The organism is Actinokineospora auranticolor, from assembly GCF_041897805.1.
Taxonomy (GTDB): domain Bacteria; phylum Actinomycetota; class Actinomycetes; order Mycobacteriales; family Pseudonocardiaceae; genus Actinokineospora; species Actinokineospora auranticolor.
This window is the reverse complement of record NZ_CP154825.1, coordinates 2,302,281-2,314,782: the sequence shown is the minus strand read 5'-3', so window position 1 is coordinate 2,314,782 and position 12,502 is coordinate 2,302,281. Positions and strand designations below refer to the sequence as shown.

At 72.8% G+C, this 12,502-nt stretch carries 10 protein-coding genes; 6 read left to right on the top strand and 4 right to left on the bottom strand.

Translation table 11 applies throughout. From position 1 onward, the window contains the following. Positions 1-17: 17 nt before the first annotated feature. Complete coding sequence (locus V5P93_RS10700) at positions 18-2,900, bottom strand: type VII secretion system-associated protein (protein WP_104482882.1); 2,883 nt, start codon at positions 2,898-2,900, stop codon at positions 18-20. 85 nt (positions 2,901-2,985) lie between these two features. After that, complete coding sequence (locus V5P93_RS10695) at positions 2,986-3,489, bottom strand: YbaB/EbfC family nucleoid-associated protein (RefSeq protein ID WP_181043886.1); 504 nt, start codon at positions 3,487-3,489, stop codon at positions 2,986-2,988. 303 nt (positions 3,490-3,792) lie between these two features. Here V5P93_RS10695 and V5P93_RS10690 point away from each other — a divergent pair, with 303 nt between their 5' ends. From V5P93_RS10690 to V5P93_RS10680, 3 genes are all read left to right on the top strand, one after another. Further along, the gene (locus V5P93_RS10690; protein ID WP_181043887.1) at positions 3,793-4,911 is read left to right on the top strand and encodes a hypothetical protein; all 1,119 of its coding nucleotides are present in this window, start codon (positions 3,793-3,795) and stop codon (positions 4,909-4,911) included. 149 nt (positions 4,912-5,060) lie between these two features. After that, positions 5,061-5,960: an AfsR/SARP family transcriptional regulator gene (locus V5P93_RS10685; protein WP_181043888.1), complete on the top strand. Its 900-nt coding sequence runs from the start codon at positions 5,061-5,063 to the stop codon at positions 5,958-5,960. A 185-nt stretch (positions 5,961-6,145) separates the two neighbouring features. Beyond that, the gene (locus V5P93_RS10680) at positions 6,146-6,994 is read left to right on the top strand and encodes a hypothetical protein (protein WP_104482884.1); all 849 of its coding nucleotides are present in this window, start codon (positions 6,146-6,148) and stop codon (positions 6,992-6,994) included. A 67-nt stretch (positions 6,995-7,061) separates the two neighbouring features. Here the strand turns inward: V5P93_RS10680 and V5P93_RS10675 are convergent, their stop codons facing one another. Beyond that, positions 7,062-8,594, bottom strand: a complete 1,533-nt coding sequence (locus V5P93_RS10675) for an alpha/beta hydrolase (protein WP_104482885.1) — start codon at positions 8,592-8,594, stop codon at positions 7,062-7,064. A 180-nt stretch (positions 8,595-8,774) separates the two neighbouring features. Further along, positions 8,775-9,581 carry an SDR family NAD(P)-dependent oxidoreductase gene (locus tag V5P93_RS10670; protein ID WP_104482886.1) on the bottom strand — a complete coding sequence of 269 codons (807 nt, stop codon included), beginning with the start codon at positions 9,579-9,581 and terminating at the stop codon, positions 8,775-8,777. A gap of 186 nt (positions 9,582-9,767) precedes the next feature. On the opposite strand from V5P93_RS10670, the gene V5P93_RS10665 reads away from it, so the two are divergent. The 3 genes from V5P93_RS10665 (at position 9,768) to kdpA (ending at position 12,499) form a co-directional block, all read left to right on the top strand. Beyond that, a complete protein-coding gene (locus V5P93_RS10665; protein WP_104482887.1) occupies positions 9,768-10,469 on the top strand; it encodes a Crp/Fnr family transcriptional regulator in 702 nt (233 codons plus the stop codon). 306 nt (positions 10,470-10,775) lie between these two features. Then, on the top strand, positions 10,776-10,877 hold the full coding sequence (gene kdpF / locus V5P93_RS10660) for a K(+)-transporting ATPase subunit F (protein ID WP_104482888.1): 102 nt from the start codon (positions 10,776-10,778) through the stop codon (positions 10,875-10,877). Then, entirely contained in the window at positions 10,877-12,499 is a 1,623-nt protein-coding gene (gene kdpA, locus V5P93_RS10655; RefSeq protein WP_104482889.1) for a potassium-transporting ATPase subunit KdpA, read from the top strand. The genes kdpF and kdpA overlap by 1 nt, the downstream gene beginning before the upstream one ends. The last annotated feature ends 3 nt before the right edge of the window (positions 12,500-12,502 follow it).

Sequence of the window (12,502 nt, the reverse complement as noted above, 5' to 3'; positions counted from 1 at the left end):
GCGCGATCACCCGTTCGCTAGCGGCGGGTCGCGAGGTCGGCGGCGATGAGGTCCTCGGCGGGGATCTCGATGGACAGCCTGCCGCCCTGGTTGAGGCGCAGGGTGGCGCCGTTGAGGATGGGGAGCAGGTTGCGGGTTGTGGTTTGGACGGCGTGGACCGCGTGGGGCGGGAGGTGTTCGGGGGCGGTGTAGGCGTCGAGGTAGCGCCTGCCGTCGGGCATGAAGGTGAAGTTGACGGGGCCCGGCGGCGTGTCCAGGTAGACGGTGGCCTCCAGGGCGGCGTGCGGCACGTGGCGCTGCGGGGACCAGCCGACGGCGACGAAGGCGACCACGGCGTCGAAGTCGCACAGCGGGGGCGGGAACCCCTGCTTGCGCGGGCTGGGGCGGTAGTCGGGGTTGAGGTAGGTCTCGCCGGTCAGGTCGCCGTGGGGGCCGACCCGGTACGCGCCCAGCAGGGCCGCGTTGGGGACGCCCTCGACGTAGCGGGGGTCGATGTCCGGGTCGGCGCAGTAGACCCAGCCGTTGGGGGTGCGGCGGGCCTCTTGGCGCAGACCGTCGCTGATCGGCGGGAGACCGGGGTGGCCGGGGACCGGGACGGGCGAAGCGCTTGGCGGGGAAGGGATTCCGGGCCCCGGGGGCGGCGGGAACCCGGCGGGGGCGACCGGTGGCGCGGGGAAGGCAGGGGGCGGCTGGGCGTGCCCCGGGGTGCTCGGCGTGGGGAACGGCGGCGGGACGGCCGGAGTGGACAGTGCGGGAGCGCCGGACGGCCACGAGGAGCCGGATGGTCCGTGAACGACCGGAACGGATGGCGCGGAAGGCCACGAGCCGCCCGGCGGCGCGAGCGGGTTCGGGACGGGTGGCGCGGGCCTGGCGGGAACGGGTGTGCCCGGACTCGACGGTCCGAGCGGGTTCGGCGCGGATGGTGTGGACGACCGCGCGGCGCCGGAACCGGGTAAAGCCTGCCTGCCGGGACCGGATGACGGCCCGCCCGGAGCGGACGGGGGCGGGACCCCCGGACCGGACGGCCCGAAAGCGAGCGGACCGGACGACGCGGACGACCGCGCGGCACCGGATGGCGTGGAACCACCCGGCGCGGTGCCGGGGCGCGGGGGTGTGATGGCCCGGGTCGGCGAGAACGAGTTGGGGGCCAGTGGTTTCGGGACCTCCGGCACGCGCTCGACGAGGTCGCCGCGGTCGAGGAACGCCTGGACGCTCTCCGGCAGCAGGTACGCCTCCGCCCCCGACGGGTGGGTGGCGGCGACCACGTGCCACGACCCCTTCAGGCGGTAGCGGTGGTGCGGGTCGGTGCCGGTCGCCGCGACCCGGTGCGGCTGCGTGTCCGGTGGTACGAGCAGGTTCCCGCCGGTGGAGCCGTACCGCTCCAGCTCGACGTCGGCGATCACGGTGACCCGGATGTCCTCGAACTGGCTCAGCGACGGGTCCTCGTGGCCGAGCACCGCCGTCGACACCTGCCACCAGTGCAGCGGTTCGTCCACTGTGTACACCTGGGCGTCGCGGTGGATCACCAGCTGCCCCACCAGGTAGGCCGCCGCCGACCGCGCGTCCCCGAACCGGACCGGGTCGACCCGGTGGTCGCCGCTCGCCCGGTAGACCAGCCACCAGTCACCGTCGCGGACCAGGCACCACGCGCCGCTGCGGTGTGCCTCCAACGAGAAGAACCGCGGCGACGTCCGGCACAGCAGCACCGCCTCCTGGACGGTCTTGACCGCTTCGCGCCGGTCGGCGTCGCTCACGGTGTCCTGCCCGGTGACCGCGGCCAGCGCCCGGTCCTGCGCCGCGGCCGGGACCACGTCCGGCAGCCGGTAGCGGTTCTGCCGGATGTGGTCGACCAACGCGAGGACGGGCGGCACCTTGTGCTCTTCCAGGTAGTACGCCACCGCCGCGGGCCACACCCAACGACCGTCGGTGTGGTACGCCATCGGCACCTGGTCCCGCTTGTCCGCCAACGCGTCCGGCCCGTAACCGCGAGCGGCCAGCACCACCGGGGCCTCGCGCAGGTACCGCAGGACCGCGGTCGCCTCCCGGCTGCTCACCATCGGCCGGTACCACTGCGTCCCGTGGTCGAACACCGGCGCCAGGTCCACGCGACCCGCGTCGGGATCGGGGTGGGGGTGCCACCCGTTGACCTGGTCGCGCCCGACCACCGCCACCGCCGCGGCGGCCATCCACTCGGGCACCACCTGGGGTTGGCGGGGCAGCATGCGCAGTTCGTCGGCACCATCGCCGACCGCGCCCAGCAACGACGGCGGCGGTCCCTCGATCAACGCGGCGGACTCGACCACCTCGTCCGGCGTCAGCTCGTAGGACATCGAGTACCAGGTGCCCCAGATCGCCTCATACGCGCGCATCCGCCAGCGGTGGAACCACTGGCCCACCATCGCGGGCGGCGACCACGACCGCGTCTCCCCGTCCGCGCCGGTCACCTCGGCCACGATCTCCATGCCGTACCCGATGGCGTGGCAGGACACCTTCACCCGCCGCCACCCTGCCGGCGCGGCGGCGCGCACGGCGTCGATGGTGGCGTCGCGCACGGGTTCGAACCCACCGACCGGCAGGCCGCCCACGTGCACGGCGGGAAACTGCGGCCAGACCCCGCCCAGCGGTGCCATCCACCGGACCTGCACCACGGGCACCTCGGACAGCAGCCCGGCGACCGGGTCGAACTCGACCACCTCGGCGGCACCGTCCACCAACCGCTTGGTGTACAGCTGGAACACCGATTCGAACGCCGACAGCGGCACCGACCACGCCGTGCGACCGTACCCGGCGTCCACCGGCCTGCCGCCCGCCACCTCACTGTCCACAATGGCGTATCCGTGCTCACCCGGGGTGTAGCGCAGCAGCTCGTTGCCGAAGACGGCGAAATCACGGCCTGGCACAGGGGACGACGTCACAGTCGGCGGGTCCTCGGTTGGTCGACGGGCGGAGACGGTCGACCGCATCGTATGCGGTGCGCGGGACCGGTCAACGCCTGTAGATGGACTCGTCCCCGTAGTCGTCGTCCGGCTCGTCGGCCACCGGCCGCGGCGGGGCGGGCGGTGCCGGGCGGCGCGGCGGGGCGGGCTCGTCCGGGTCCTCGACCGCGCCGGGCGCGTAGCGGCGCTCCTCCGGCTCGTCGTCCTCGGGCGGCGGCAGGTACTGGGTGATCAGCCGGTAGGTCTCGGCCCCGGCACCGCCCGCGGCGGCGCCGAACGCCTCGGCGACCCGCTCACCGGCCGTGCGCTGCGCCTTGCGCGCGGTGGCCGTGATCTCGGCGGCGAGCTGCGCCGGTTGCCTGGTCATCGCGGCGGCGGTCAGCCGCACGTCGGTCAGCGCCCCGTTGGGCGCGACCGTGACGGTCACCGCGCCGTCGGGCGAGGACGCCGTCGCCGACGCGTGTGCCATGCCCTCGCCGATCGCGTCGGCCTTGGCCCGCGCGTCGGCGATCTTGTCCTCGAAGTCCCGCAGCCACTCGTCCGGCGTCTTCATCCACAGCTCCCCATACCGAATTCCACCCCCACCCTGGCACAAGGGGCGGCGGGCGCGGAGTCGAACACCGATTTCACGCCGCTGGGCCATTCGGCGGACGCGCCCCCCGTTCGGTCGCGTGCCCGGTGACGCTCGCGGGAGTCCGGCGGCCCGATCCGGTGGTCGGACCGCGGCATCAGTGCCGCGCAACCGCCGGGCAAGCGCCCGGCAAACGCGCGCCGCGACCCTGGCCGCGGACGCGCCCGGTCCGACCGAGCGGCCCCCGCTCCGCCGCGGCGCCGTCCACGACGAGGAGGAAGCGTGATGCGCGCATCACTCCACCGGGTGTTGACCGGTGCCCTGGTCGCCGCGACCGCCGTGGTCGCCATGGCGCCCGCCGCGAGCGCCCGGGTGGTCCAACCGGCGCAGGTCGACTTCGGACCGGTCGCCACCCTGTCCCCCGCCGTCGGGCGGGACGTGGACGGGTCGCTGGCGGTGTTCGCCCGGGGCGCCGACCGGTCGCTGTGGTACGACACCCAGGCCCAGCCGGGGATCGGCTGGGGTGGCTGGCGCAACATCGGGAACAGACAGCTGGCGGGCAAGCCCGTCGTCGAGCGCAACTCGGACGGTCTGCTGACGGTCTTCGGCCGCGGCACGGACAACGCGCTGTGGTGGCGGGTGCAGACCGAGGCGGGCACCTTCGGCCCGTGGACCCGCATCGGCGGCGGCATCACCGACGACCCGGCGACCGCCCGCAACTCCGACGGCACCATCTCGGTGTTCGTCCGCGGCACCGCCGGTGACCTGTGGACGTGGAAGCAGGACGTGCCCAGCGGCACCACCGGCACGTGGACCGGCCTGGGCGGCGGCATCACCGGCAGCCCGTACGCCGCGCCGAACGCCGACGGCCGGATCACCGCGTTCGTCGTCGGTGGCGGCGGCGCCCTCTACACGCGCACCCAGGCGGAGCCGTCGGGCGCGTGGGAGCCCGACTACACCTACCTCGGCGGCGTCGTCATCGCGCAGCCGGTCGCGCAGCGCGGCGTCGACGGCAAGCTGCGGGTGTTCGTGCTCGGCGGCAACAACGGGCTCTACGTGCGGACGCAGGCCGAGCCGAACGGCGCCTTCGAGCCGGACTACGGCTACCTCGGCGGCGTGTGGGCCACCGAGGCGTTCGCGGTGAGCAGGCAGGCCGACGGCCGGATCAGCGTCTACGGGCGCGGCACGGACAACGCCTACTGGACCGTCACGCAGAACACCCCGACCGGCGCCGAGTACTCCGGCCCGGCGTCGATCGGCGGCAAGTTCGCCGGTGGCGCCGCGGTGGCGGTGAACGTGGACGGCAGGCTGGCCGTGTTCGGCGTCGGCACCGACCGCCAGGTGTGGTCCAGCACCCAGGTCGAGCCGGACGGCGGCTACGGAAAGTGGTCCATCGTCGACTGACCGCCTCCCGGTCGGTTGACCGCGCTGCGCCGAGCAGGGCGGTCGACCGACCGGTTCGGCCTGTTCGGGCCCCGATCGCGTCACCCCACCGTGATCGCCGGGAGTGGCATAGTCAGTACCGCGCTCCCCCAGGTCGGGAAGTACGCCTGGTGGGGGAATCCGTAACCGGCGAGGAGGCGGGTGTGCCCCCAGGCGAGTTGCAGGTGCTCGGACCGTTCCGGGCTCGCCGCGGCGACGTCGACGTGCCCCTGCCGGTCGGCGTGCTGCGCACCGTGCTCGCCGCGCTGGCGCTGGCCGGTCGCCCGGTGCCGCGGCCCCGGCTGCTGGACCTGGCCTGGCCGGAGGCGGCCCCGCACTCGGGGCACAAGGCGGTGCACGTGGCGGTGTCGCGGCTGCGGGCCTGGCTGCGCGCGGAGTTCCCGGACACCCGCATCCACCGCGAGCACGACAGCTACCACCTGGTCACCGGCCCGACGACCAGCACGGACGCGGCCCGCTTCGAGCACCTGGTCGCCGACGGCCTCGACCCGGCCGCCCACCCGGCGCTGCGGGTCGACGGCCTGCTCGCCGCGCTGGCCCTGTGGCGCGGCCCGGTCCTCGACGGCCACCCCGTCGCCGCCGCCTTCCCGACCGCCGTGCGCTGGGACCTGTCCCGGATCTCGGCCGCCTGCGCCCTGGCCGACGCGGCCACCGCCGTCGGCAGGCCAGCCGCAGCCGTCCCCACCCTCGCCACCCTGGCCGCCGAGCGCCCCACCGACGAGGCCGTCTACGCGAGCTGGGCCCGGCTGCTCGTCGCCTGCGGCCGCCAAGCCGAGGCCCTGGCCGCGCTGAACACCCTCCGCGCGCGGCTGGTCGACGACCTGGGGATCGAGCCGGGCCCCGTGCTGCGCACCACCTTCCAGCAGGTCCTCAACACCTACCCGGCCCAGCCCCGCGACGACACCGCCGTCCTGCGCGTGCTGTCCGACCCGCGCGGCGGACCGCCGTCAGGCACGTACGTGGCGCTGTTCGGCGCGCGGCAGGCCCGCCTCGGCACACCATCGGTGTGAGGTCGGGGCGGAACCGTCCTCGACGGACGGCCGCTGCCGATGTCCTCCGGGTGTGACCACGGGCAACGGCACGGTTCGGGCGATCGGCGGCGACGCGTCACCGGTTCGGGTTATGGTCGAGGAGTGTGCCGACGCTGGGTGGGTCCTGCTCGGTTCGGGTGGGAGAGGTCGGGCGGGGGCACGTCATGAGTGATCTGGTCATCGCGGTCGGGCTGTGCGTGGTCGTCGCGATCGTCTACGCGGTCGCGGCGCTGATCCAGGCGCGGTTCGCGCACATGACGGTCCGCGAGCTGACGCGGGTGCCGATCTGGTGGGTCGCGCAGGTGCTCAACGCGTCCGGGGCCGCGCTGCACGTGGTCTCGCTCGGGTTCGGGCCGCTGTCGCTGATCCAGCCCCTGGGGGTGCTGACGCTGGTGATCGCGGTGCCGGTGGCGGCGCTGTCGGCGAAGCGGCGGGTCACCCGGTTGGAGCTGACCGGCATGGCCTGCACCGTCGTCGGGCTCGCCGGGCTCACGCTCATCATCTCGACCAGCGGCAAGTCCGCCGCCCTCGGCACCGGCCAACTCGTCGGGCTGCTCGCGGTCAGCGCGGTGCTCGTCGTGGGTCTGGGCGTGCAGGGCAGCCGCCCCGGCGCGTCGCCGCTGTGGGAGGCGACGGCGGGCGGGCTGGCGTTCTCGGTGTGCTCGGCGCTGTGCCAGACGACCGTGGTCCACTTCGGCGACCGCGGCCTCGCGATCCTCGCCGAGCCGGTGACGATCCTGACCATCGCCGCGATCGGCAGCTACGCGATCGCCGCGACCGTCCTCACCCAACGCTCCTACCGGCACGGCCTCGGCGCGCCGCTCGCGGTGACGAACCTGGTCAACCCGGCCAGCGCGACCCTGATCGGCGTCGTCTTCCTCGGCGAGGAGCTGGGCGCGGGCACGGTGGCCATCACCCTCGCCGTCGCCTGCGGGATCACGGCGGCCCTCGGCGTCATGCAGCTGGCCCGCGCGCGGGACGCCCACCCGGACGAGCTGCCGGTCCAGGTCTGACGAACTCCCCCGAACACGACAGCGCGCCCCGCCCGGGTTCGGGCGGGGCGCGCTGCGCGGTGGGTGCCTACCAGCCCCAGCCGGCTCGGACGACCGAACTCGGCAGCTGGACCGTCGGAGCCGCCGACCGCGCGGCGGCCGTAGTGGGCTCGGCGGCGGCGCACCGGGTGCCCGCGCGCGGGGTCTTCGCGGTGATCAGGTAGTTGTCCACCACGTCGCGGGTGCACTGGGTGCGGTTGTAGGCGAGGTGGCCCCAGCCCTCGTAGGTGACCAGCGTCGCGGTGTCGCGGATCTGCCGGTGCACGTTGGTCGCCCACTCGTGACCGGTCGACGGGTCGTGCTTGGCGTTGATCATCAGCAGGTCCGGCGCGTCGGTGACGTCCAGCCGGTGCTGCGGGTTGTTGACCTTGTCCGGCAGGCCGACGCAGCCGGTGGTGGCGATGTGCGCGAGGATCGAGCCGCGCATGTGCGGGGCCAGGCGGTTGGCGCGGTCGACCAGTGCCGCGAACTCGCGGTGGTCGCGCACCCGGAAGTCCCAGTCCTGGCAGAACACGGCGGCGAACGGCGCCTGCGCGGTCTCGGTGCCCGTGCGGACCCCGGGCGCGGCGGCGCGGGTCGTGGGAGCCGCGGCTTCCCAGTCGCGGATGCTGGTGGCCAGCCAGTCCCACGCGGGCAGGTAGAACAGGTCGAACGCGGTGTAGATGATCTCCGTCGAGTCGACCGCTCTGGTCGGGTCGGCGGGGTCGACGACCTCGCCGCGGTCGGCGCGGGCGAGCAGGTCGTCCCAGGCCTTCGGGACGTCGCGGCCGTGCAGCGCGCACGAGGTCGTGCGGTCGCACCACTCCACGAACTCGGCGAAGGAGTCCTCGGTGGTGGCGGAGGAGACCTCGGTGAACTTGCGGACGCCGTTGCTGTGGTCGATGACCGAGTCCATGACCATGGCCCGGATGTTGCCGCCGAACTCCTCGGCGTACTGGGCGCCGATCAGCGTGCCGTAGGACAACCCGTAGTAGTTGATCTTCCGCTCGCCCAGCGCGACGCGCAGCGCGTCCATGTCGCGGACTACCGACAGGGAGTCGACGTGGTCGTAGATCGGACCGGTCTGCCTGCGGCAGTCGGCAGCCAATTCGCGGTTGTACGCGCCGAGCGCGGCGAACTCGGTCTGGTTGGCCGGGTACAGCGAGGGCTGGCGGGCGAGCACGTCCACCGAGCACTCCACCGGCGCGCTGCGCTTCACACCGCGCGGGTCGAACCCGATGACGTCGAAGCGCTCCAGCACGCGTGGGCTGAAGAAGGTGTTGGCCTCCAGGGCGAAGTCCACGCCGGAGCCGCCCGGGCCGCCGGGGTTGATCAGCAGGACCCCGGTCCGCTTGCGCGGGTCGGTCGCCGTGCGCCGGGCCACCGCGAGGTCGAACCGCGCACCGCGCGGCTTGGCCCAGTCCACCGGCAGGCTCAGCGTCGCGCACTCCGCCGTCACGTCCTCGACGCACGGCGACCACGCCAACCGCGGCCCCTGGTGCGCCGCGGCCGACGGCACCACCCCCAGCACGACCGCCACTGTCGCCGCCACACCGCCAACGGCCCGGATGATCCGCCGCACGCCCGCCTCCGCTTCGCCACACAATTCGGACAATCGCGAGCAGAATTCCAGTCGGTTCCACCGGGCACAATGTCTGATATCTCGCGATTTCCCGAATACCAGGGCATCGAGAGATCGATCATCCACACAGGACTATCGGACGGGAGGGCGGTGCGCCACGCGCAACGCCCTCCCGGGCCGCTACAACACCTTCACCGAGCCGCCGTCGACGGTGAAGTTCGCGCCGGTCGTGCTGCCGGAGCGCGGGGAGCAGAGCAGCAGCACGACGTCGGCGATCTCCTGTGGATCGATCAGCCGGCCCGTGAGCATCCCCAGCATCCGGGGACCGACCGAGTCGAGGACCTCCTCCCGGTCGGCGCCGACCATGGCGGCGATCCGGTCGGCCGCGCCGTCGGCGTCGGTCCACCACGGGGTGCGGACACCGGCCGGGGAGACCGTGTTGACCCGGACGCCGCGCGGCGCGAACTCCTCCGACAGCGCCTTGCCCAGGCTGTTGACCGCGGCCTTGGCGGCGCCGTAGTCCACGTTCACCGGACTGGGCGCGACCGCGAGGGTGGTGGAGACGTTGACGATGGCGCCGCCGCCCGCGGTGAGCATGCGCGGGATGGCGGCGCGGGCCGCGCGAACGGCGGTCATCAGGTTGAAGTCGAGCATGGCCGCCCAGTCGGCGTCGTCGGCGTCGAAGAAGGACGCGCGGGGCAACTTCGTGCCGGGCGGCGGTCCGCCCGCGTTGTTGACGAGGACGTCGAGCGCGCCGAACTCCCGCACGGCCGCCTCGACGGCCCGCTCGGGGGCGTCGGGGTCGGTGAGGTCGGCCGGGAGGTGGCGCAGGGCCGGGCCTTCCAGGGCGGCCAGGTCGGGGCCCGTGGTCCGGGAGACCGCCACCACCCGGGCGCCCTCGTCCAGCAGCCCGCGCGTGACCGCCAACCCGATCCCCCGGGACGCCCCGGTCACCACCGCGACGCGCCCGTCAAGTCCGAGATCCACTGTGTGTCCTTCCGTTCGGCGAACTCCGCACCCGGAGGAACACCGCCCGGCCGGTTTGGTTGCGGCGTCAATCGCCCGATCCGCTGAACCGATCCGGCCTGCGAGGTCGGACCTCCCCAACCTCCCACCCCCGGACCGCCGTCCCCGCTACTGTGGCGGGGTAGTCGAGCGCCGGTCGGAGAATCGATGGAGAACTCGGTCAGCCCCGTCGTCGGATCCCTGTACTCGTTCCTCGACGAACGCGACACCCTGCGGCTGCGCGACGCCGGGAGCGAGCGCTCCTACGCGGCCAACGAGGTGCTCATGCACGAGGGCGACCCGACCGACCACGTGCACATCCTGCTGGCGGGCTGGGTGCGCGTCTCCACGCTGACCGACGACGGCACCGAGATCCTGTTCGCCCTGCGCGGCCCCGGCGACGTGATCGGGGAACTGGCCGCCATCCTCGGCATGCCGAGGTCGGTCACCGTGCGCACGATCGAACCGGTCAAGGTCCTCCAGGTCCGCGGCCCGGTCTTCGTCCGCTGCGTCCGCGAACAACCCGACCTGTCCCTGGCGGTCATCAAGTCCATCGCGACCCGCCTACGCGACGCCGAAGCCGTCCGCGTCGACATCACCACCATGGACGTGACCCGCCGCCTGGCCCTCTACCTCCTGCGGTTGGCCAGGGACCACGGGACGCCCGGCCCGGAGGGCATCAGCGTCGAGATGCCGTTGACCCAGTTGGACATCGCCAACCACGTGGGCGCCTCCCTGCGCGCGGTGGCCCGGTCCATGGCGATGCTGCGCGACCGGGGCATCATCAGCAACGCCCGCAAGCGCTACACCATCGCCAAGCCAGCGGTCCTGCGCTCACTCATCCGCACCGCCCCCACCGAAGCGGACTGATCGGTCCCGAACCGATCGCTCAGCCTCTCGACCACACTCCGCTACGCACCGTAACCAATCGCCCATACCGGTAGCGGCGGCGGTCACGCCGACCATCAAGGGCGCGTCAAAGTCGCAGGTGTGGGTGTCAGGGACGCGTCAGGTGGGGGCTGGGGTCGCCTGGTTGTGGGGCACCCTCTCGTGGACGCGGTCCAAGGTGGACTGCCGGGTGAGAGGAGCACGCCCCATGGCCGACCTGGCCTACGCGGTGTTGCTGATCGGTGTGTTCCTGTTGTTGGCGCTGTGCGTGCGCGGTTTGGAGAAGTTGTGAGCGGCACCGGTGTGGTGGCCAACGTGGTGGGTGGGGTGCTCGCCTTGTTGTTGCTCGGCTACCTGGTCGTGGCCCTGGTTAAACCGGAGAGGTTTTGATGTCCGGGACCGTCGCGGGGTTGCTTCAGGTCGCCTTGCTCTTTCTCGCCCTTGGGCTGGTCTACCGGCCTCTCGGTGACTACATGGCGCGTGTCTACTCCGATACCCGTCACAACCGGGTCGAGCGGGCCGTGTACCGGCTGGTTCGGGTCGACCCCGATTCCGAGCAGCGCTGGAGCACCTACGCGTTCGGCGTCCTCGGGTTCTCCTTCGCCGGCATCGCCCTCCTCTACCTGCTGCAACGGATCCAGTCGATCCTGCCGTTCGACTTCGGTCGCGGTGACGTCCAGCCCGGTATGGCCTTCAACACCGCGACCAGTTTCGTGACCAACACCAACTGGCAGTCGTACGTGCCGGAAACGGTCATGGGCCACACCGTCCAGCTCGTCGGCTTGACGGTGCAGAACTTCGTCTCCGCCGCCACCGGCCTGGCCGTCGCGCTCGCCCTCGTCCGGGGGTTCGTCCGCGCGCGCACCGACCGCCTCGGCAACTTCTGGGTCGACCTGACCCGGGGCACCGTCCGGATCCTCCTGCCCGTCGCGTTCCTGTTCGCCATCCTCCTGATCGTCACCGGTGTGGTGATGAGCTTCAAGTCCGGTGTGGACGTCGACGGCTCGACCGTGGCCACCGCGCCCGTCGCGAGCCAAGAGGCCATCAAGGAACTCGGTACCAACGGCGGTGGCGTGCTCAACGCCAACTCCGCGCACCCGTTCGAGAACCCCAGCGGGTGGTCGAACCTGGTCGAGATCTTCCTGATCGCGGTGATCCCTGTCTGCCTCACCCGCAGTTTCGGCACCCTGGTCGGCAACCGCAAGCAGGGTTACGTGCTGCTCGGCGTCATGGGCACCCTCTGGACCGCCATGCTCGCGGTGATCTGGGTCGCCGAGGCCCACGGCCTGCGTCCGCTGGAGGGCAAGGAACTCCGCTTCGGCATCCCGTCCACCGCGCTGTTCGCCGACGCCACCACCGGCACCTCGACCGGCGCGGTCAACGCCATGCACGACAGCTTCACCGGGCTCGGGGGCGGCGGCGCGCTGCTCAACATGCTCTTCGGCGAGATGACACCGGGCGGGGTCGGCACGGGCCTCTACAGCATCCTGGTCATGGCGGTCATCGCGATGTTCCTCGCCGGGCTCATGGTCGGCCGCACACCGGAGTACCTGGGCAAGAAGCTGGGCAGGCGCGAGGTCACCTGCGCGGCGATCTCGATCCTGGCGATGCCCGCCGTGGTGCTGATCGGCGCGGGCATCACCGCCGTGCTGCCGGGCACCCCTGGCGCGCTGAACAACCCGGGAGCGCACGGGTTATCGGAAATCCTCTACGCCTTCGCGTCCGCCTCGAACAACAACGGCAGCGCGTTCGCGGGCATCACGGTCGCCAGCGACTGGTTCCAGGCTTCGCTCGGGGTGTGCATGCTGCTCGGCCGGTTCGTGCCCATCGTCGCGGCGCTGTGCCTGGCGGGCGCGCTCGCCGAGCAGCGCAAGGTGCCCGTCACCGCGGGTACGTTGCCCACCACGGGTCCACTGTTCGCGAGCCTGCTCGGCGGCAGCGTCGTGCTGGTCGCCGCCCTCACCTTCGTCCCCGCCCTCGCCCTCGGTCCCATCGCGGAGGCCCTCCAGTGACCA

What these genes read in the sequence shown, in the direction of transcription:
- V5P93_RS10690 (WP_181043887.1), top strand. Translation starts at nt 3,793, where the DNA reads ATGCGCGCATCACTCCACCGGGTGTTGACCGGTGCCCTGGTCGCCGCG.
- kdpA (WP_104482889.1), top strand. Translation starts at nt 10,877, where the DNA reads ATGTCCGGGACCGTCGCGGGGTTGCTTCAGGTCGCCTTGCTCTTTCTC.
- V5P93_RS10665 (WP_104482887.1), top strand. Translation starts at nt 9,768, where the DNA reads ATGGAGAACTCGGTCAGCCCCGTCGTCGGATCCCTGTACTCGTTCCTC.
- V5P93_RS10680 (WP_104482884.1), top strand. Translation starts at nt 6,146, where the DNA reads ATGAGTGATCTGGTCATCGCGGTCGGGCTGTGCGTGGTCGTCGCGATC.
- V5P93_RS10695 (WP_181043886.1), bottom strand. Translation starts at nt 3,489, where the DNA reads ATGAAGACGCCGGACGAGTGGCTGCGGGACTTCGAGGACAAGATCGCC.